Here is an 18,928-nt window from a genome sequence, read left to right as displayed (position 1 = left end):
CCATGTGCCTCGGCGTCCCTGGCAAGGTCCTCGGCGTTGCAGGTGGCGACCTCCGGCTCGGCCGCGTCGCCTTCGGCGGCATCGTCAAGGAGATCTGCCTTGCCTACGTGCCGGAGGCGGAGGCCGGCGATTACGTGATCGTGCACGCGGGCTTCGCCATCAGCCGCATCGACGAGGCGTCGGCGCGGCGGACGCTCACCTACCTCGATGAGCTCGGCGCGGCCCGCGAGGGGGAGGATCCGCGATGAAGTTCATCGACGAGTACCGTGACGCGCGGCGCGTCGGGCCGTACGTGGAGGCGATCCGGCGGGCGGTCTCTCGCCCCTGGTCGATCATGGAGGTCTGCGGCGGTCAGACGCACGCCATCGTCCGCTTCGGCCTGGACGAGCTCTTGCCTCCGGAGATCGCGCTCCTGCACGGCCCCGGCTGCCCGGTGTGCGTCACGCCGATCGAGCTCATCGATCGCGCGCTCGAGATCGCCTCGCGTCGCGAGGTCACGTTCTGCTCGTTCGGCGACATGCTGCGCGTCCCAGGGTCGAGCGACGACCTGTTCGCGGTGAAGTCGAGGGGCGGCGACGTGCGCGTCGTCTACTCGCCGCTCGACGCGCTCGCGCTCGCCGAGCGCCTGCCGGACCGCGAGGTCGTCTTCTTCGCGGTCGGCTTCGAGACCACGGCGCCCGCGAACGCGATGGCGGTGTTCGAGGCCCGGCGGCGCGGCGTCCGGAACTTCTCGCTCCTCGTGTCGCACGTGCTCGTGCCGCCCGCGATGGAGGTGATCCTCCGGGCGCCGGATCGGCGCGTCGACGGGTTCCTCGCGGCGGGCCACGTCTGCACGGTGATGGGCGTCGACGCCTACCGCCCGCTCGCCGCCGGGCACCGCGTCCCCATCGTGGTGACGGGCTTCGAGCCGATCGACATCCTCCAGGGCATTCTCCTGTGCGTCCGGCAGCTCGAGGAGGGCCGCGCCGAGGTGGAGAACCAGTACGCCCGCTCGGTGCGCGAGGCCGGCAACGAGGCCGCGCAGCGCATGATCCGGGAGGTCTTCGAGGTCGTGCACCGGACCTGGCGGGGCATCGGCCCCATCGCCCGGAGCGGCCTCGGGCTCCGGGCGCCGTACGCGGACCACGACGCGGAGCGGCGGTGGGCGCCGTCAGGCGAGGCGGAGCCCCGAATGTTGGACCGGGGTTCGGGGCGCAGGGCGCCGTCAGGCGACCCGGAGCCCCGAATGTTGGACCGGGGTTCGGGGCGCAGGGCGCCGTCAGGCGACCCGGAGCCCCGAGCGGCGACCCCCTGCAAGAGCGGCCTCGTGCTCCAGGGGATCATCAAGCCGCCGGACTGCCCCGCGTTCGGCACACGCTGCACGCCGGAGACCCCGCTGGGCGCCACGATGGTCTCCGCGGAGGGCGCGTGCGCGGCCTACTACCGTTACCGGAGGGCGGACCCGCCGTGCGGTTCGAGATGAGCTGCCCCGTGCCGCCGCGAGAAAGGACGATCCAGCTCGCTCATGGGGGTGGCGGGCGGCTCATGCGCGAGCTCATCGAGCGCGTCTTTCTGCCCGTGTTCGACAGCGGTCCTCTGTTGGCCCGTCACGACGGCGCCGTGGTGCGGCTCGGCGGCGCGTCGCTCGCGTTCACCACCGACAGCTACGTCGTGCATCCGCGCTTCTTTCCCGGAGGCGATATCGGCACGCTGTCCGTCTACGGCACGGTGAACGACCTGGCGATGACGGGCGCCCGGCCCGCTTACCTGAGCGCCGGCTTCATCGTGGAGGAGGGGTTGCCCATCGGCGAGCTCCAGCAGATCGCGCTCTCGATGCGCGCCGCTGCGGAGGTGTGCGGGGTCGAGCTCGTGACGGGCGACACCAAGGTGGTCGACCGGGGCAAGGGAGATGGGCTGTTCATCAACACCGCCGGTATCGGCCTGGTGCCCGAGGGCGTCGTCATCGCGCCGCGCCGGGTCCGGTCGGGGGATGTCGTCCTCGTCAGCGGCGACGTGGGGCGGCACGGGATCGCGGTGCTGTCCGTGCGTGAGGCGCTGGCGTTCGAGGAGCCCGTGGAGAGCGACTGCGCGCCTGTCGCCGAGCTCACGGCGGCGCTGCTCGAGTCGGGGGTCGACGTCCACTGCCTGCGGGATCCGACCCGCGGCGGGCTCGCGGCCGTGCTCAACGAGATCGCGCTCGACGCGGGCGTCCACGTCGAGGTGGAGGAGGCGCAGATCCCGGTGGAATCTGCGGTGCTAGGGGCGTGCGAGCTGCTCGGGCTCGACCCGCTCTACGTGGCGTGCGAGGGCCGGCTCGTCGCGTTCCTGCCGGAAGCCGAGGCCGAGCGCGCCCTGGCGAGCCTGCGCGACCACCCGCTCGGCCGCGGGGCCGCGCGCATCGGTCGGATCGTGGGGGAGGGGCGGGGGAGCGTCGTCCTGAGGACCCGGCTCGGGACCCGGCGCACGCTCGATCTGCTCTCGGGCGAGCAACTCCCGCGCATCTGCTGAGAGCGCGACTCGCTCGCTCGGCTTCTGGTTCCGCGCCTCGGTGTCATCGGGTCACGATGCCGAGTGACGGTCATCGCGTCGATCGGGAGCGGCCGCGTTCACTCCGCAGCCAGCCTGCGGGGCGGAGGCGTCGCGCCGCGGATCGCCTGCCGGACCGTCAGGACGACGACGCGGCCCGCCTCGCGCTCTTCCGCGAGCCAGCCGAGGAGCGTGGAGAAGTCCTCTTTGGACATGCTGTAGTCGTCGCAGGCGTCACAGATATGGTGGAAGGTGAGCTGTATCCAGCCGTCAACCTGCTGCGCGCTGCGGACGAGAGCCTGGATTCTGGGAAGGCGGTGAACGCGGCGGAGGGAGCCGGGGGTACGGGTGGCCATCGGGTCGCGCGGGGGGATGGTCTCCGCCCCCGTGCAGAAGATGCATGGGGCGAAGCCGACTCCTCCAACCTTTCTTGCGCTTTCGTAGCCGCAGGCGCGCACCTGTTCGGCGCTGGCCCTGTCGTGAGCGCCATCGGGGTACGCGAAGTCGCTCACGTCGAAACCCAGCGCGAGGAGAGCGCGACGATCATCGCAGATCTGGTGGCGCAGCTCTCCGGCAGGGAGCCCGGGCAGCCGCGCGTGATCGATGGTGTGGCCGCCGATCTCGTGGCCGTCGGACGCGAGCGCGCTGAGCTGCGCGACCGTCAGGTAGCCGGGGCGGTCGAGTCGACCGCTGTTCACGAAGAACGTGGCATGCATCCGGTGCTGGGCGAGGATGGAGCGCGCGGAGAACTGATTCGCCAGCGTGTCGTCGAACTCGAGCGATACAACAGCGACGCCGGGGGGACACCCTGTCAGGAGGACCGAGGCGAGGAGGATGGCGGCGAGGCAAGCGCCGATGCACAGCAGCACTGCCTGGTCCTGGCGCGTCGGGAGGCGCCGCGCGCCGCCCCTCTCCATGCGTAGGATCTCCACAGCAGAGATCGCCGTATCATCTGCCGTGCCTGCTCCTCCGGCGTCCTTCCACGGAGATCCTCGCGCTCTGCGCCTTCCGGGAACGTCTGGCGCTCCTTCCGGGACAGCGAGCGACGGAGATTGGCAAAGACCGGCTGCTGCCGAAGTAGAGCGGGTCCGCTTGGCGCTACCAGCGGCGTCGCGTGGGCGCGCGCGGCGGACCGGGGGCCAGCCACGACAGCGCTGGTCTCCCAGCTCTCGGTGCTGGGCGCTCCGCGCGGAGCCGCCCCGAGGTGGAGCGCCGCCACGCTCGAGGGCGCCGAAGGTCCCTCAGGGTGTGGTTCCGCGAGCTTGCTGGCCCTCTCTCGAAGGCGTCTCAGGCGTGGGCGCGGCCCGCGGCGCCGGGGGAGGGGAGCCGGCCTCCTGAGCGAGCGCTCCGGAGCGAGGACCAAGCCGGCCGACGAGCGCGGCGAGCGCGGCTTGCACCGCGGCCTGGGCTTCGTGGAGCTCGTCGAGGCGACGTACCCAGTTCGAGAAGCGCACGCCCGGCGGTCGTCGCGGGATCGGCTCCCGCGGGTCCGGCCCAGCGCCGACCGCGGCCCGGGCCTTCGTGCGCCGTGCGAGCGCCTGCTCGAGGACACGCTCCTCGGGGCGCTGCCGTGTCTCAGGGTAGACGAGCCCGGCGCAGCGTCGGCAGCGCAGGCCCGGCGCAGCGAGGTACAGCACGGCCGCGCGCGCGGAGCATCCGGGACAACGCGCCCAGAGCCGGAGGCCGCCGGAGGCCACGCGGGTCGTCTCGAGCTGCACGGTGATCGTCCCGGCCAGCACGAGGCACGCGCCGACGATGCCAAGCTCGACATCGGTATCGACCTCGCCGCGTCGGGCGGCGCTGGCAAGCGCAGCGACGTTTACAGAGGTGATCTCAGCGGTCCTGCGCCCGGGCACGCCGGTATCGTAGCATGGCTCGATGCCGAGCTTCGAGAGCAGCGGCGGAAGGTCCAGGTCATCGAGGCCGGCGCGCTCTTACCTTGGCGACGATACCTTCGTGCCGGATTCCACCTCAACGGAGCGCGTTCTCTCGCTCCCAGCGCTCCTGCGCCGCGATCGCCTCGTCCGCGGCGCGGACACCCGAGACGAAGAGCGCCGCGTGCTCAGGGTCGTCCAGGTCGAGGCCAAACCGGAGCATCCGGGCGCGGTCGCGCGGCGGGACGGAGCGGAGGATCTCGGCGGCGGAGCGGGCGCGGCGGGTGGAGGTCATATTACGAGCATACCAGCGTTGCGGGGTGACGTCGTGAACGAGAAGTATACCAAGGTGCCGCTCGTCGATCCCCGGCTGCCGTGCATGAGAACCGTCCTCGGCTGCCCGTCTGTGGAGTGCAGCAGCGGAATCCTCGACGGGACGGCGGGTCTTCCGCCTTGAGAGCTCCCCGCGGCTTCGTCGCAGCTCCATGCGCATCGGCTGTCGCTCGGAGCGCGCGACGGACGACGCCGAGCATGGCGGGCGGCGCAGCGGCGGTGCTCGGTGAGGCCGGCCTCGTGCCGGGCCCCTACGCTGGCGGGCTGCCGCAGGCGTGAGCGCGGCCGCACATCGCGGTAGAAGAGAGCCGCCATGCCCCGCAGGCCCACGGGAGCGCTCTTCCGCAGCGCCGCTGGCCGGCTCTACGTCCGCGTCCTCGTCGGCGACAACGACCGCGAGAGCTTCCCGCTCGACCTGAAGCTGACCGAGCACCTCGGGCGAGCTCGCGCGCATGTACGCCGACCACGTCAAGCCGAAGCGCAGCGTGGAGCAAGACGTCTACCGGCTCGACCGCCACGTGTACCTGATCGCGGGTCGTGTCCCCGTCTCGACCTTCACGCTCGACGACACGGAACGCGTCATGCGCGCGCTCCCGCCGATGGCGCCTGCACCGCGTCGTCACATCGCGCAGCTCCTGCACCGGCTCATGGCGATGGCCGTCTCCTCGCGACGAACCCGCTGCCCCGCGGCTTCCTCCCGAAGCTCGGCCCTGCGAAGGCGAAGGCGTGCCTCTACCCAGAGGAGGACGCTCGCCTGCTGGCCTGCACCGCGAGCCCGCTGTGCTGGCGCGTCCTGTGGGGCTTCCTGAACCGCGAGCGCCCGCGCATCAGCGAGGCGGCAAGCCTGCAGGTGCAGAACGTCGACCTCGACCGCGGGGCGCTGCGCCTGGAGAAGACCAAGACGAACGACCCCCCCGCCTCGGCGCTCTCCCCCGGCGTGTCGCAGGCGCTGCGCGCCCGGCTCGCGCTCCGCGGCAACCCGGCCCCCTCCGCGCCGCTCTTCGTCAACGAGGAGGGCGATCTCTTCAGCGTCGAGCACGCCGCCGAGCGCTTCCGCGCCTACCTCCAGCTCGCGCCGGCATCGATCGCCCGGAGCTCTTCGAGGACTTCGACGAGCGCCAGCAGGTCCGCGCGCACGACACGCGTTCGACCTTCATCACCGTCGCGCTGGCGAACGGCCGGAGCGAGACCCGGGTCGCCGACCGGACCGGGCACCGGAGCTCGATCATGGCCCAGAGGTACCGGCGGGCGGCCAGGACGTTTGCAGAGCTGGGCCTCGGCGAGCTAGCTCTCGCCGAGGCGATCCCCGAGCTCGGGGGAAAAGCCAGCGGAATGGCCAGCGAAGGGGGTGGTGCGGAGCAGGGCGAGACGATAATATCCAGCAAAATCAACCACTTGGCCCCGTGGTGAAATGGCAGACGCGGTGGATTCAAAAGGCGCTCTGGGCGGGGGAATGGGGGCGAAGCGGGGAAATTGCCGGGGAAATCGCAGGGGGGTGGCGACGGATCGACGCGGTTGGAGCGGGGGTGTGACGATTCGGAGGGGGCGCGTGGCGATTCGATTGGAGGGAGTGGGGTAAGGGGAGAGCGGGGCGGAGAGGGGGAGGGGGCGAGGGCGAGGGCGGCGTCGGTGAGGGCGATGCTGCTTGTGCAGCTCGGGGAGGGGCTGGCGGCGGCTGTTGCGGCAGGCGATGTCGAGGCCGCGCGCGTCGCGCACGAGGCCATCGGGCGGCTGCTCGGAGCGCCAGCAACAAAGGCCGAGGCCGCGGCGGACGTCCTTGACCTCGCCCGAGAGCGGAGGGGCCGATGATGTGCGGCGTGGCTCCAGAGGCGGGAGTGTCGCTCGTCCAGCTCGGCGCGATCGGCGTCGAGGGCAGCCGCGGGCGGTAGCGCAGCAACAGGTCGTGCTTCGCCGCACGGTCAAGCCCATCAAGGCCCTTTGAGGATGTGCTGGGCCCCTCGGCGCCGCCGGCCACGGTGGCGCTCAAGTCCTGCGGTGAGGCGTGGGCGGTGCACGATCGGCTGAGCTCATAGGGCAACCACGTCCTTGTCCTGGATACCATACGCAGCCGGCAGTTGGGCATCGCCCAGCACGGCCGCAAGAACGACCGTATCGATGCCGAGCACCTGGCGCGAGCCGTCGAGCGAGACGCCCCGGCGCGTCACGCTCCGGTACGCTCGCCGTGCGCAAGGCCGCAGTCGTAATGGTCGGCTGGCGCAGCCCGTGCTCGTCCGTCCGGTCGGGTACCGGACGCCGGCGGGGACCAGTTTGTGCTGCTTTCCGTTTGGGATTCCGAAAACGATCTCAGCTCAGCGCCCTCGAACGGAGTGCATAAGGACGGCGCGCTGCCCCGCGGCGAGCTTAGCGTTAAACCGCTATGCGAACTTGTAGATGGTTTCCGCGAAGATGTGGGTCTGGGCGACCGTCGAGCTCTCCCACACGCCGTCGTAGCGGATTTGACCGTTGCCCACATCGAGCTGCTGAGAGTGAACGAGGCGCTTTTCACTGGCCAGCCCCTGCTCGTTGCGCGTGACGAAATCGTTGAAGGTCCAACCCAGCGCTCGGGTCGTTCCCCGACTGCCGTCTTCCCACGCGCCGTCGTAGCGGATCTGGGCGCCGCCGATGTCGTAGGCTTGCATGTGGACGAGGTACTTTCCGGCCGCGATCTCCTGATTGAAGCGCGTCGTGAAGTCGCCGAGCGCCCACGAGATCGCGCAGGTGGTCCCCCGGCTGCCGTTTTGCCAGACACCATCGTACGGTGTGCTGCCGACAAGGTGGCGGATGGGGGCCCGTGATCCAGTTCGTCAACGCCTACCTGTCGGGATGCTTCGGTACGCTACTCCCAAAGTGGCATTCACGTCGTCGGCTCGGCGATCCATACTTCGGTTATCAAGTTTCAGTTGCGGGGCGCGCGTGATGTGTTAGGCCGGTATGATTTTTGTTAAGAGCGCCATGCGTAGAAACATCTTCCGCTAACGTAGGGTAGTCTCGCAGCTGGAACTTGATGTGTCCGAAATGTCTAAACATCATTCTCCCAGCTGCCGATCTCTTCTCCCTGCTCGCGCGCCCTCGTCATAATCGCGTTCAGATTCCGCGGCGCGTACTCGGCCTTGCGACGGGGTGGTCGCCGGGATCAAACCGAGACGGGCAAGCGGCGCTCTGCACCGCTCCGCACCAAGCGCTTCAGCCAGCGCGGCGCGTCCACGACTGGCTGCGTGGGCCAATGGCCGGCCGATCTTGTGCCGAGGGGAGCGTCACCACGGGGAGTCCGGCCGGACGCAATGGCCGTGTGTTCGCGTGACGCACCGGCGATTCGCGCCGAATGGCTGGCTTCGTCGCAGCACGCTTCCAACTCACCCGCGGGCTTCCGGCGGGCACATCTTCTGCAGGCCGACGTCCGAAATGCGTCGCCTCCTGCGAGGTTTGGGAGACGCGGCGCAGCGCCAGCTGCGTCGTCGCCCTGCGACTGTGTGATCGAGGAAGTCGTCGGACCCCCAGCGACGAGGGCAGACGACATGCGTATTCGTACCGAACGAAAGGCGCTCCGCGCGCTGACAGACGTCGTCGATGGTCCAGGAACGCATCTTCGAGTGCCGGTCTCCGTGACGGGACCTCTGCGCTCGTGCAGTAATCGACATATGTCTATGCAGGAGCTTTACCCATGAAGAAGAACAAGACTCACTTGAGGTTTCCGGCAGCCACAAAGGACATTGCGCCGCAGAGCGAGCGCCCCCCCAGCGAGACGAACTGTCCTGGGACGCCCCGCCAACGCGTGGCCTTCTCTGCTGCCGCCGCCCTGCTCTCAGGTATCGCGTCGTGCGTCGTGGAGCCGTCGGACTGGGTTGAATTGACGGCCGACGCACAGTCGCCGCTCTATGCCCTGTCGACCAGCATCTGGACGACGACGAGCATCCCGGTATGTTGGGAGACGGCCGGCAATGCGACGGAGAAGGAGTGGGTTCGGTCCGCCGTCAAATCTACCTGGGAGTCCACAACGGGCGTGGTCTTCGAGGGGTGGGGACAGTGCAATGCCGCCACCTCCTCAGGGATCCGGATCCGCACCGCAGACGAATGGCCATCGACCAACGGCCTGGGCTCGCAGCTCAACAACATACCGAACGGCATGAGGCTCAATTTCTGGTACACCTTCAGGGCGCAGGACCCGAACGGGCAGCTATATCAGCCGTTCGGCGCCTGCCAGGGCGCAGCGCGCGAGAAGTGCACTCGCGCGATCGCCGTCCACGAGTTCGGCCATGCCCTGGGCTTCGCTCATGAGCAGAACCGGCCGGACACCCCGGCCACATGCACAGCCGGCCCGCAGGGCACGAGCGGCGATCAGCTGGTCGGCGACTGGGATCTCATGTCCGCGATGAACTATTGCAACCCGCAATGGAACAACGGCGGGCAGCTGAGCGTGGATTTCGCGCCTACCATGCCGATCCGGGGCGTGAGAAATCCGGCGAGGTAAACGGAACGCCTTGAAAGAAAGGCTCGGCGTGGCGACCCGCCCGGGTTGCTATGACCAAACGAAGACGCACGCCGAGCACCTCCAAGGTGCGCCGACGCGAGCTCGGGTTCAAGAGCAAAGGCGATGGGCGGCACCAGGAGCGAATCCGGCGGCCAGACCCTTCCAGGATTCACGTCGAGCCCTCGGAGAAGAACCTGACGGGCATCGCAGGACTTGCTCCCTTCGGCGCCTTCCTCCGGGAGCTCGGCGTCGACGCGGCCCTGAGCCGCAGGTTTTTCCGGCTGAAGACGGGCCGTTCGGTCATCTACCCAATGGCCGCACAGATGCGCCTGCTGATGGACTGCGCGCTCGCCGGCGAGGAGCGCGTCTTCGGCATCGAAGCGCTCGCCGTCGATCCGCTCTTCGTACGTCTCGCAGGCGGGGTCGTTCCGAGCATCGACACCGTCTATCGGGACCTGTGCCGCTTCGATGAGCAGGCGCTCGAAGCGCTGCACAGCATGGTCGTCGACCACGGGCTCGCCCTCGTTGCTCGCCGAAAGCACCGGTTCGTGCACATTGACGTCGATACGACCGTGGAGCCGCTCTTCGGGATGCAGGAGGGGGCGCTTCCGGGCCCGAACCCGCGCTACCACGGCCGGCCGAGCTATCACCCGATCCTGGCGCGCATCGCCGAGGCCGACGCTATCGTGGGAGCCAAACTGCGACCCGGCGATACGAGCTTCGGCGAAGCCGATGTACCGTTCGTCGAGGAGTGCATCGACCGGGCGCGCGCCGCAGCGCCAAGCGCGGTCATCTACGTGCGGATCGATGGCGCGGGCGATTGCAGCGCGCTGATGCACGCCGTCGCCGCGAGGGGATGCTTTTTCCTGACCAAGGCGCGGATGAGCCCCGATCTGGTGGGCATGGTCGCACACGCCACCGGATGGCGTACCATCGACCGGGATGCCGACGGTCGTCCTCGACGGCAGGTGGCCGAGGTGCCTTTCCGGCGCGGCGATTGGCCGGATGGGGTCCGCGTCATCGCCGTACGCACACGCGACCGGGAGAACGGCAAGCAGATCTACCTTTGGGAAGGCCTCGACTACACGGTGCAGGTCTTCTTGACCAACGAGCCGGTCGAAGCGCCGGAAGATGTAGCGGCGCGATATGACCTGCGCGCGGGCATCGAGCCGCTCATCGGCGATCTCAAGCACGGGTGGGGATGCGGTCGCGTGCCGAGCCACTGCTTCAACGCCAATCATGCCGCGCTGCTGTTGAAGCTGCTGACCGCCAACCTGATGCGCCGCTATGTGCTGGACCACGTTCCGCAGCTCGCGAGCTGGCGAACGCCGTGGCTTCGCCGCGCGCTGATCCTCGTCCCGGGAAGGTTGGCCCGGTCGAGCCGGGGCACGAAGCTGCACGTGCCGGAGCGCTCGCAGCTCGCCCGCTGGCATAATTGAGCCCGAAACCAGCCGAAACCATAGCGGGGGTAAGGGGGGCGTGTGTTTTCGTGACGCTCTGGAAGCGCATCGTTGTAATCGGCGTCGCATTCGTCAGCGGAACGCCGCTGGCGCGTCGCCGTCGGCCCACTCGTGCCCCATGGGCGCGAAATCTACGCTGAGTACCGGCGACGTCGCCGGAGCACGTCGCTTCTATGGCTATCCCGCCGCGCAGGATCAGCAGTTCGTGGCCGCCGACGTCGACGGCAACGGACGCTGTGACATGCTCCAGCTGTGGAGGAGCTGGGGATCCATCCCGATGTGCAAGTACTCGGGCGGCGGGTTCACCTGCACGAACCCGGCGGCGACGCTCTACGACTGGGGCGACCCCGAACAGCAGTTCCTGACAGGCGACTTCGACGGCAACGGCTGGTCCGATACCATCCAGGCCTACCGCAAGTGGTCCTCCATTCCGAGGTGCCTCTCGACGGGCACCGGCTGGTCGTGCAGCAATCCATCTGCCACCATTTGGGACTGGGACAGTGCGGAGCAGCGGTTCCTCGTCGGGCGGTTCAACTGGGATAGCCGTGACGACGTCATTCAGGTCTACCGGAAGTGGTCGAGCATCCCTCTGTGCTTGTCGACGAGCAGCGGCTGGTCGTGCAGCAACCCCGCGGCGACGATTTACGACTGGAACTCGCCCGAGCAGCAATTCCTCACCGGCGACGTCAACGGGGACGGCCTCACCGACGTCCTTCAGACCTTCCGTGAGTGGGCGTCCATTCCCATCTGCCTGGCGAACGGGAGCGGCGGCTGGTCGTGCAGTAATCCGTCTGCCACCATTTGGGACTGGGACAGTGCGGAGCAGCGATTCCTGGTCGGGGACTTCAACGCCGATGGCAGGAGCGACGTCATCCAGACATACCGGGAATGGGCCAGCATCCCGCTGTGTCTCTCGACAGGAAGCGGCTGGTCGTGCAGCAACCCCGCGGCGACGATCTTCGACTCCGGCTCCTACGAGCAGCAGTTCCTCACCGGGGATTTCAACGGGGATGGCCGGACGGACGTCGTGCAGGCCTACCGTGGCTGGAGCAGCATCCCGCTGTGCCTTTCGACGGGCAGCGGCTGGTCGTGCAGCAACCCCGCGGCGACGATCTTCGACTCAGGGTCGAACGAGCAGCGGTTCGTCGCAGCGGACGTCAACGGGGACGGGAGAACCGATATCATCCAGACGTTCCGAGGCTGGAGCTCCTACCCCGTGTGCTTGTCCACCGGATCGGGCTGGAGCTGCAGCAACGTCTCCGCAAGCGTCTACAACCCCGGCTACTGAGCCGTGCCCCTATCGCGGAGCCCACATCGCCCCCATTTTCCAGGCCCGTTCCGACGTCGCGCTTTCCTGGTGGGCAGCGCCTTGCAGTATGACGCGCCGAAGAGACGCCATAACTTCACGGCCAACTTCTCTGACACCGGGGGGAACTGCTGGCCGACCTCGCCGGGCGCCTGCTCGCAAGGAAGTCCAAGCGCTTCTGTGGGTGTCAAGAAACTTCAGTTTCTTGAGCCTCTGGGTCGAGTCGATCGGACAGAATCTACCCTAAGCGATCTCGCTCGCGTCAGAAGTCCCAGAAATATCAACTTGTTAGCTGAGCTTGTTGAGAGCGAGATTGCCGCTGTGAGCTGCCGTGGCCCCTTGCAAGAGATGATGCTTTCAGCGTGGATTTCGCGCCTACCATGCCGATCCGGGGCGTGAGAAATCCGGCGAGGTAAACGGAACGCCTTGAAAGAAAGGCTCGGCGTGGCGACCCGCCCGGGTTGCTATGACCAAACGAAGACGCACGCCGAGCACCTCCAAGGTGCGCCGACTCGAGCTCGGGTTCAAGAGCAAAGGCGACGGGCGGCACCAGGAGCGAATCCGGCGGCCAGACCCTTCCAGGATTCACGTCGAGTCCTCGGAGAAGAACCTGACGGGCATCGCAGGACTTGCTCCCTTCGGCGCCTTCCTCCGGGAGCTCGGCGTCGACGCGGCCCTGAGCCGCAGGTTTTTCCGGCTGAAGACGGGCCGTTCGGTCATCTACCCAATGGCCGCACAGATGCGCCTGCTGATGGACTGCGCGCTCGCCGGCGAGGAGCGCGTCTTCGGCATCGAAGCGCTCGCCGTCGATCCGCTCTTCGTACGTCTCGCAGGCGGGGTCGTTCCGAGCATCGACACCGTCTATCGGGACCTGTGCCGCTTCGATGAGCAGGCGCTCGAAGCGCTGCACAGCATGGTCGTCGACCACGGGCTCGCCCTCGTTGCTCGCCGAAAGCACCGGTTCGTGCACATTGACGTCGATACGACCGTGGAGCCGCTCTTCGGGATGCAGGAGGGGGCGCTTCCGGGCCCGAACCCGCGCTACCACGGCCGGCCGAGCTATCACCCGATCCTGGCGCGCATCGCCGAGGCCGACGCTATCGTGGGAGCCAAACTGCGACCCGGCGATACGAGCTTCGGCGAAGCCGATGTACCGTTCGTCGAGGAGTGCATCGACCGGGCGCGCGCCGCAGCGCCAAGCGCGGTCATCTACGTGCGGATCGATGGCGCGGGCGATTGCAGCGCGCTGATGCACGCCGTCGCCGCGAGGGGACGCTTTTTCCTGACCAAGGCGCGGATGAGCCCCGATCTGGTGGGCATGGTCGCACACGCCACCGGATGGCGTACCATCGACCGGGATGCCGACGGTCGTCCTCGACGGCAGGTGGCCGAGGTGCCTTTCCGGCGCGGCGATTGGCCGGATGGGGTCCGCGTCATCGCCGTACGCACACGCGACCGGGAGAACGGCAAGCAGATCTACCTTTGGGAAGGCCTCGACTACACGGTGCAGGTCTTCTTGACAAACGAGCCGGTCGAAGCGCCGGAAGATGTAGCGGCGCGATATGACCTGCGCGCGGGCATCGAGCCGCTCATCGGCGATCTCAAGCACGGGTGGGGATGCGGTCGCGTGCCGAGCCACTGCTTCAACGCCAATCATGCCGCGCTGCTGTTGAAGCTGCTGACCGCCAACCTGATGCGCCGCTATGTGCTGGACCACGTTCCGCAGCTCGCGAGCTGGCGAACGCCGTGGCTTCGCCGCGCGCTGATCCTCGTCCCGGGAAGGTTGGCCCGGTCGAGCCGGGGCACGAAGCTGCACGTGCCGGAGCGCTCGCAGCTCGCCCGCTGGCATAATTGAGCCCGAAACCAGCCGAAATCATAGCGGGGGTAAGGGGGGCGTGTGTTTTCGTGACGCTCTGGAAGCGCATCGTTGTAATCGGCGTCGCATTCGTCAGCGGAACGCCGCTCGCGCGTCGCCGTCGGCCCACTCGTGCCCCATGGGCGCGAAATCTACGTTCAGAGCACGATCTCACATCATCGTCGTGGACCTCGCCGACGTCATCGACATTCGCTCGCATCGAAGCGGCCGCCTTCACGCCACCTTGCGCGGATGCCGGGCACCCAGGGCGGCGAGGGCGAACACGAAGAGCGCCGCCAGCATTCGGGGCGAGGGGGAGGGGGCGCCGGCAGCAGCGAGGGCGCAGCCGCTGGTGTCGTGGTGGAACGCGTCGAGCGGCGCATCGACGCACTGATGCGTCCGGTCGCAGACCTTACCGTCCACGCAATCGCGGACTGAGTCGCAGCGGGTCAGGCATTGTCCTGTGGCCTTATCGCATGCATACGACTGGCAGATCTTCGGCTCGCCGGCCACACACACGCCGTCCTCGCAGTGGTCGTCTGGCGTGCACGGGTCGCGATCGCGGTCGCAGGTGGCGCCGTCGTCCTTCGCTGGGTTGTCGCACGTGCCCGTCGACGGATCGCAGCTGCCCTGCTCGTGGCACGCATCGGGCGGCGGGCAGAGGACCTCGTCGAGTCCCGTGCAGCTCTGGCTCTGGCACTCGTCGCGCCGGGTACAGAGGTTGCCGTCATCGCAGCTGGCGCCCTCGTCTTTGGGCGTCTCCGGCGAGCAGCGCCCGGTCGTCTCGTCGCACTTGCCGTGCTTGTGGCAGTCGTCCGACTCGGTGCAGTCCACTGACGTGCCCCGACAGACGCCGCGCTGGCAAACATCGCTCTGCGTGCACTTTTTGCCATCGTCGCAGGGGACCTCGTCAAGCGGCTCGCAGGTGCCCGGGAGCCGGGCGCCACTGGGAATGAGGGTGATATCGGTGGTGACGGCGCAGACGTAGCAAGGGCCGCCATCGCAGGCCGCGTCGCAGCAGACGCCGTCGACGCAGAAGCCGCTCTGGCAGTCGGCCGCTTGGTGGCACAGCGTGCCATTGGAGAGGAGCTCGAACAGCTCGGCGGTGGCCAGCGGGAGCCCGCCCGCACCGACGCCACCGACCACGAGCACCGTCCCGTCGTCGAGCAAGAGCCCCGCGGGCTCGCTCCGGGGCGTCTTTAACGGGCGGGCCTCGTGCCAGACATTCGCGGTCGGGTCGTACAGCTCCGCGCTCGCCAGCGGGCCGCCAGCATCGGCGCCGCCCGCGACCAGGACCCGTCCGCCCGGCAGCTCCATGGCCACATGGTCCGTGCGTGGATGGCGCATGGGCGCCGCAGGCGAAAAGGAAAGGGTAGCCCAATCGAAGAGCTCTGCCCGGGCAAGAACTCCATCGCTGCTCGCGCCGCCAGCGATCAGCACCTGACCCGTCCGCAGAAGCGTAGCGCTGTGGCCGGTTCGGGCGTTGCGCATCTTCGCGGGAAGCAGTTCCCAGCGAGCGGTGCTCGGGTCGTACAGCTCTGCGTCGCTGCGAGCGCCAACATCTCCCCAGCCTCCGACAGCCAGCACCTGCCCGCTCGACAGTCGCGTCGCGGTGAATTGCCAGCGGGCCGCCCACATGGCGCTGCGGGATGTCCATTGGTCGGTGTCCATGTTGTATTGCTCGACATCGCGGAGCGCGCCGAAGGAGCCCCAACCGCCGGCGACCAGCACCTGGTCGTTGTTGAGACGGACCGCAGCGTGGTAGGTGCGGGCGCTGCTCATCGCGCCCGCGGGCAGCCAGGTTTCCTCCGCCGGGTCGTACCGTTCCGTGCTCGCGAGACGGCCGTCGGAGCTGTTGCCGCCCGCGACGAGCACCTGGTCGTTCGGCAGCAGCGTCGCGGTGTGACCGTGACGGGCGCTGTTCATCATGGCGGCCGGGAGCCAGATTCGGCTCGCTGGATCGTACTGCTCGACGCTCGCCTCGTAGCCGGCGTTGCTGAGTCCGCCGGCGACCAGCACGCGATGGTCGGGCAGCGGCGTCACGGTGGGGTGGACACGGCCGGTGAGCATTGACACCGCCGTGTTCCAGCACCCAGCCGGGTCGTACAACTCCGCGCTCGCGAGCGAATCACCGATCGAAAAACCGGAGGCGTCGTAACTGCCGCCCGCGACCAGCACCTGCCCGCTCGGCAGCAGCGTCGCGGTGGGATAACCGCGGGCGATGTCCATCGAGCCGGAGGCCACCCACGTTCCCGTCGCCGGGTCGTACAGCTCCGCGCTCACGAGAGAATGACCGGAGGCGTAGTCAACGCCGCCGGAGACGAGCACCTGCCCGTTCGGCAGCAGCGTCGCGGTGTGACCATAGCGGGCGATGGCCATCGAGCCGGCCGGCAGCCACGTCCCCGTCGACGGGTCGTATAGCTCCGCGCTCGCGAGAGACCCATTGGAGTCATGGTCATAGCCGCCCACGACCAGCACCTGCCCGCTCGGCAGCAGCGTCGCAGTGTAATCACGACGGGCGGTGCCCATCGAGCTGGAGGGGTGCCAGGTGTTCGTCGCTGGGTGGTACAGCTCCGCGCTCGCGAGAGACTCATTGGAGTCATCGTCATAGCCGCCCGCGACGAGCACCTGCCCGCTCGGCAGCAGCGTCGCGGTGTGCTTATAACGAACAGTGCCCATCGAGCCGGCGGGCTGCCAGTTTCCCGTCTCCACGTCGTACAGCTCCGCGCTCGCGAGAACACCGGAGACGTGGTCATAGCCGCCCGCGACGAGCACCTGCCCGCTCCGCAGCAGCGTCGCGGTGTGACCAGAGCGGGCGGCGCCCAGCGAGCCGGCGGGCAGCCACGTTCCCGTCTCCGCGTCGTATAGCTCCGCGCTCGCGAGAGACTCATTGGAGTCATCGTCATAGCCGCCCGCGACCAGCACCTGCCCGCTGGGCAGCAGCGTCGCGGTGTGATCATAGCGGGCGGTGCCCATCGAGCCGGCGGGTTGCCATGTTCCCGTGGCCGCGTCGTATAGCTCCGCGCTCGCGAGAGAATCATTGGAGTCATCGTCATAGCCGCCCGCGACCAGCACCTGCCCGCTGAGCAGCAGCGTCGCGGTGGGATAACCGCGGGCGATGCTCATCAAGCCGGCGGGCAGCCACGTCCCTGTCGACGGGTCGTACAGCTCCGCGCTCGCGAGAGAATCAACGGAGTCGTAGTCAACGCCGCCGGAGACGAGTACCTGCCCGCTCGGCAGCAGCGTCGCGGTGTGACCATCGCGGTCGGTACCCATCGAGCCGGCGGGAAGCCACGCTCCCGTCGCCGATTCGTACAGCTCCGCGCTCGCGAGAGAAGCACGGGAGGCGCGGTCATAGCCGCCCGCGACGAGCACCTGACCGCTGGGCAGCAGCGTCGCGGTGTGAAGAGCGCGGGCGGTGCCCATCGAGCCGGCAGGCTGCCATGTTCCCGTCGCCGGGTCGTACAGCTCCGCGCCCGCGAGAGAACCATCGCGGATGTCGTAGCTGCCGCCCGCGACGAGCACCTGACCGCTGGGCAGCAGCGTCGCCGTGTGATCATAGCGGCCGGTGCCCATCGAGCCGGCAGGCTGCCATGTTCCCGTCGCCGGGTCGTACAGCTCCGCGCGAGAATCACCGAAGATTTCGTCAACGCCGCCCGCGACGAGCACCTGCCCGCTCGGCAGCGGCGTCGCGGTGTGATGATAGCGGGCGGTGCCCATCGAGCCGGTAGGCTGCCATGTTCCCGTCTCCGCGTCATACAGCTCCGCAGTCGCGAGAGAACCACCGGAATCGTAGTCATAGCCGCCCGTGACCAGCACCTGCCCACTCGGCAGCAGCGTTGCGGTGTGACTATCGCGGGCGGTGCCCATCGAGCCGGTGGGCAGCCATGTTCCCGTCGCCGGGTCGTACAGCTCCGCGCTCGCGAGATAACCACCGGAGGCGTAGTCAACGCCGCCCGCGACCAGCACCTGCCCGCTCGGCAGCAGCGTTGCGGTGTGATGACGACGAGCGGTGCGCATCGAGCTGGCGGGCTGCCACGTTCCCGTCGACGGGTCGTACAGCTCCGCGCTCGCCAATGAAACACCTAAGACTTCGGCAGCGCCGCCCGCGATCAGCACCTGTCCGCTCGGCAGCAGCGTCGCGGTGTGACCACGACGGGCGGTGCCCATCGTCCCCGTCGCCTGCCACACCGGATCCACCAGCACCTCCTCCCCGCTGGCCTGCACCCACAGCTCGATCCGCTTCCCCCGCGCCGCGAGCCGCGCCGCGATGGCTCTCCCCCCTCCGGCATGCGCCTCGGGCGCCGTCACCCGCATCCGCGCTCGGCCGCCCTCGTCCACCACCGCCACCGCCTCGCCCTCTTGCCGCAGCGCCGCCCCCTCGACCTCCCACACCGCCACCGGCGCATCGCTCGTCACCTGCTCCGCCGCGAGCAGCAGCCACTCCTCCGCGCCCCCGCCCGCCATCGCCGTCCAGTACGACCGACCTCCCGGTCGCGCATACGTCACTGCGCTCCCTTCGAGCGCCCCCTCGCCCGCCACGCCGACCTCGCGCACTTCGAACGCAAACCCTCTCTGCCCGCGGAAGCGCAGCCCCTGCTCACCCCGCGCAGGCAACACCGCCTCGATCGTCTCTCCCGCGGGCCGGAACCGTCCCGGCACCTCCCCCCGCGACCGCGCCACAAACCCCTCACTGGTCGCCACGAACCCGGCGCCCGCCCCGAGCACCTGCGTCATCTGCTCCGGAAAGCGCCCGCGCAGCACCTCGCTTGCCCCCTGCGAAGGCTCGCCCGCGCCGCTGCATCCGACCAGCGCCCCGAGCGCCAGCACGAGCAACCCGACCCAGCAGCCAAGCAGCCCGTATCTCGGCAAGAACGCGAATTGCATAACCCCTCCCGCAAGCGTCAAAGCTCGAACCGCGCCCCACGGTCGGCGCCACGCCGAAGGCGACACCGCCCACCAGCGTCTCCGCGCTGAACCACCCATCGCCGTCGCGACCGGCGTGGATCCTGTCCGCCTCGCGCCACGCCGGCCGCGACACCGCGAACATCGCCCGCGGCGCCCATCGCGCTTGTGGTCCGCGCGGGATCTCCGACGACGTTGAGCGACGTGCGCCAACCGCTCATC

General features: G+C 68.8%; 13 protein-coding genes. 8 read left to right on the top strand and 5 right to left on the bottom strand.

The genetic code is table 11. The features are described from left to right. The first annotated feature begins 2 nt into the window (after positions 1 to 2). Genes WME76_RS29555 through hypE form a run of 3 tightly spaced genes read left to right on the top strand, consistent with a single transcriptional unit; the run spans position 3 to position 2,487 of the window. A complete protein-coding gene (locus WME76_RS29555) occupies positions 3 to 248 on the top strand; it encodes a HypC/HybG/HupF family hydrogenase formation chaperone (protein WP_061614726.1) in 246 nt (81 codons plus the stop codon). Further along, on the top strand, positions 245 to 1,462 hold the full coding sequence (gene hypD, locus WME76_RS29550) for a hydrogenase formation protein HypD (RefSeq protein ID WP_437955604.1): 1,218 nt from the start codon (positions 245 to 247) through the stop codon (positions 1,460 to 1,462). The genes WME76_RS29555 and hypD overlap by 4 nt, the downstream gene beginning before the upstream one ends. Then, positions 1,459 to 2,487 (top strand): hydrogenase expression/formation protein HypE, encoded by a 1,029-nt coding sequence (gene hypE / locus WME76_RS29545; RefSeq protein ID WP_437955603.1) that lies wholly within the window; start codon positions 1,459 to 1,461, stop codon positions 2,485 to 2,487. The genes hypD and hypE overlap by 4 nt, the downstream gene beginning before the upstream one ends. 98 nt (positions 2,488 to 2,585) lie before the next feature. On the opposite strand, the gene WME76_RS29540 is transcribed toward hypE, so the two are convergent. Beyond that, positions 2,586 to 3,422 (bottom strand): polysaccharide deacetylase family protein, encoded by an 837-nt coding sequence (locus WME76_RS29540; RefSeq protein WP_437955602.1) that lies wholly within the window; start codon positions 3,420 to 3,422, stop codon positions 2,586 to 2,588. Between the two features lie 1,054 nt (positions 3,423 to 4,476). Continuing rightward, a complete protein-coding gene (locus tag WME76_RS29535) occupies positions 4,477 to 4,674 on the bottom strand; it encodes a hypothetical protein (RefSeq protein WP_437955601.1) in 198 nt (65 codons plus the stop codon). A 1,265-nt stretch (positions 4,675 to 5,939) separates the two neighbouring features. Between WME76_RS29535 and WME76_RS29530 the strand changes: the two genes are divergently transcribed. Then, positions 5,940 to 6,122, top strand: coding sequence for a hypothetical protein (locus WME76_RS29530; protein ID WP_437955600.1), 183 nt, complete (start codon positions 5,940 to 5,942; stop codon positions 6,120 to 6,122). Between the two features lie 617 nt (positions 6,123 to 6,739). Here WME76_RS29530 and WME76_RS29525 read toward each other — a convergent pair. Both WME76_RS29525 and WME76_RS29520 read right to left on the bottom strand, forming a co-directional pair. Then, the gene (locus WME76_RS29525) at positions 6,740 to 6,877 is read right to left on the bottom strand and encodes a hypothetical protein (protein WP_437955599.1); all 138 of its coding nucleotides are present in this window, start codon (positions 6,875 to 6,877) and stop codon (positions 6,740 to 6,742) included. 210 nt (positions 6,878 to 7,087) lie between these two features. After that, the gene (locus tag WME76_RS29520) at positions 7,088 to 7,423 is read right to left on the bottom strand and encodes a hypothetical protein (RefSeq protein ID WP_437962167.1); all 336 of its coding nucleotides are present in this window, start codon (positions 7,421 to 7,423) and stop codon (positions 7,088 to 7,090) included. Between the two features lie 950 nt (positions 7,424 to 8,373). Between WME76_RS29520 and WME76_RS29515 the strand changes: the two genes are divergently transcribed. From WME76_RS29515 to WME76_RS29500, 4 genes are all read left to right on the top strand, one after another. Beyond that, positions 8,374 to 9,180 carry a M12 family metallopeptidase gene (locus tag WME76_RS29515; protein WP_437955598.1) on the top strand — a complete coding sequence of 269 codons (807 nt, stop codon included), beginning with the start codon at positions 8,374 to 8,376 and terminating at the stop codon, positions 9,178 to 9,180. Positions 9,181 to 9,230: 50 nt separating this feature from the next. Next, positions 9,231 to 10,619, top strand: coding sequence for an IS1380 family transposase (locus tag WME76_RS29510; protein WP_437955192.1), 1,389 nt, complete (start codon positions 9,231 to 9,233; stop codon positions 10,617 to 10,619). Positions 10,620 to 10,881: 262 nt separating this feature from the next. Continuing rightward, on the top strand, positions 10,882 to 11,928 hold the full coding sequence (locus WME76_RS29505) for an FG-GAP repeat domain-containing protein (RefSeq protein WP_437955597.1): 1,047 nt from the start codon (positions 10,882 to 10,884) through the stop codon (positions 11,926 to 11,928). A 484-nt stretch (positions 11,929 to 12,412) separates the two neighbouring features. Further along, positions 12,413 to 13,801, top strand: coding sequence for an IS1380 family transposase (locus tag WME76_RS29500; RefSeq protein WP_437955596.1), 1,389 nt, complete (start codon positions 12,413 to 12,415; stop codon positions 13,799 to 13,801). 234 nt (positions 13,802 to 14,035) lie between these two features. On the opposite strand, the gene WME76_RS29495 is transcribed toward WME76_RS29500, so the two are convergent. After that, positions 14,036 to 18,688 (bottom strand): Kelch repeat-containing protein, encoded by a 4,653-nt coding sequence (locus WME76_RS29495; protein ID WP_437955595.1) that lies wholly within the window; start codon positions 18,686 to 18,688, stop codon positions 14,036 to 14,038. Positions 18,689 to 18,928: the final 240 nt, after the last annotated feature.

This window comes from Sorangium sp. So ce119 (assembly GCF_051524405.1).
Lineage (GTDB): Bacteria > Myxococcota_A > Polyangia > Polyangiales > Polyangiaceae > Sorangium > Sorangium cellulosum_G.
Note: the sequence above shows the minus strand (reverse complement) of the source record. Positions and strands in the feature narration are given on the sequence as shown.

Bases quoted from the DNA above. Each gene is read 5' to 3' on its own strand.
- hypD (WP_437955604.1), top strand. From the start codon at position 245: ATGAAGTTCATCGACGAGTACCGTGACGCGCGGCGCGTCGGGCCGTAC.
- WME76_RS29505 (WP_437955597.1), top strand. From the start codon at position 10,882: ATGCTCCAGCTGTGGAGGAGCTGGGGATCCATCCCGATGTGCAAGTAC.
- WME76_RS29555 (WP_061614726.1), top strand. From the start codon at position 3: ATGTGCCTCGGCGTCCCTGGCAAGGTCCTCGGCGTTGCAGGTGGCGAC.
- WME76_RS29500 (WP_437955596.1), top strand. From the start codon at position 12,413: ATGACCAAACGAAGACGCACGCCGAGCACCTCCAAGGTGCGCCGACTC.
- hypE (WP_437955603.1), top strand. From the start codon at position 1,459: ATGAGCTGCCCCGTGCCGCCGCGAGAAAGGACGATCCAGCTCGCTCAT.
- WME76_RS29530 (WP_437955600.1), top strand. From the start codon at position 5,940: ATGGCCCAGAGGTACCGGCGGGCGGCCAGGACGTTTGCAGAGCTGGGC.
- WME76_RS29495 (WP_437955595.1), bottom strand. From the start codon at position 18,688: ATGCAATTCGCGTTCTTGCCGAGATACGGGCTGCTTGGCTGCTGGGTC.
- WME76_RS29510 (WP_437955192.1), top strand. From the start codon at position 9,231: ATGACCAAACGAAGACGCACGCCGAGCACCTCCAAGGTGCGCCGACGC.
- WME76_RS29515 (WP_437955598.1), top strand. From the start codon at position 8,374: ATGAAGAAGAACAAGACTCACTTGAGGTTTCCGGCAGCCACAAAGGAC.
- WME76_RS29540 (WP_437955602.1), bottom strand. From the start codon at position 3,422: ATGGAGAGGGGCGGCGCGCGGCGCCTCCCGACGCGCCAGGACCAGGCA.
- WME76_RS29535 (WP_437955601.1), bottom strand. From the start codon at position 4,674: ATGACCTCCACCCGCCGCGCCCGCTCCGCCGCCGAGATCCTCCGCTCC.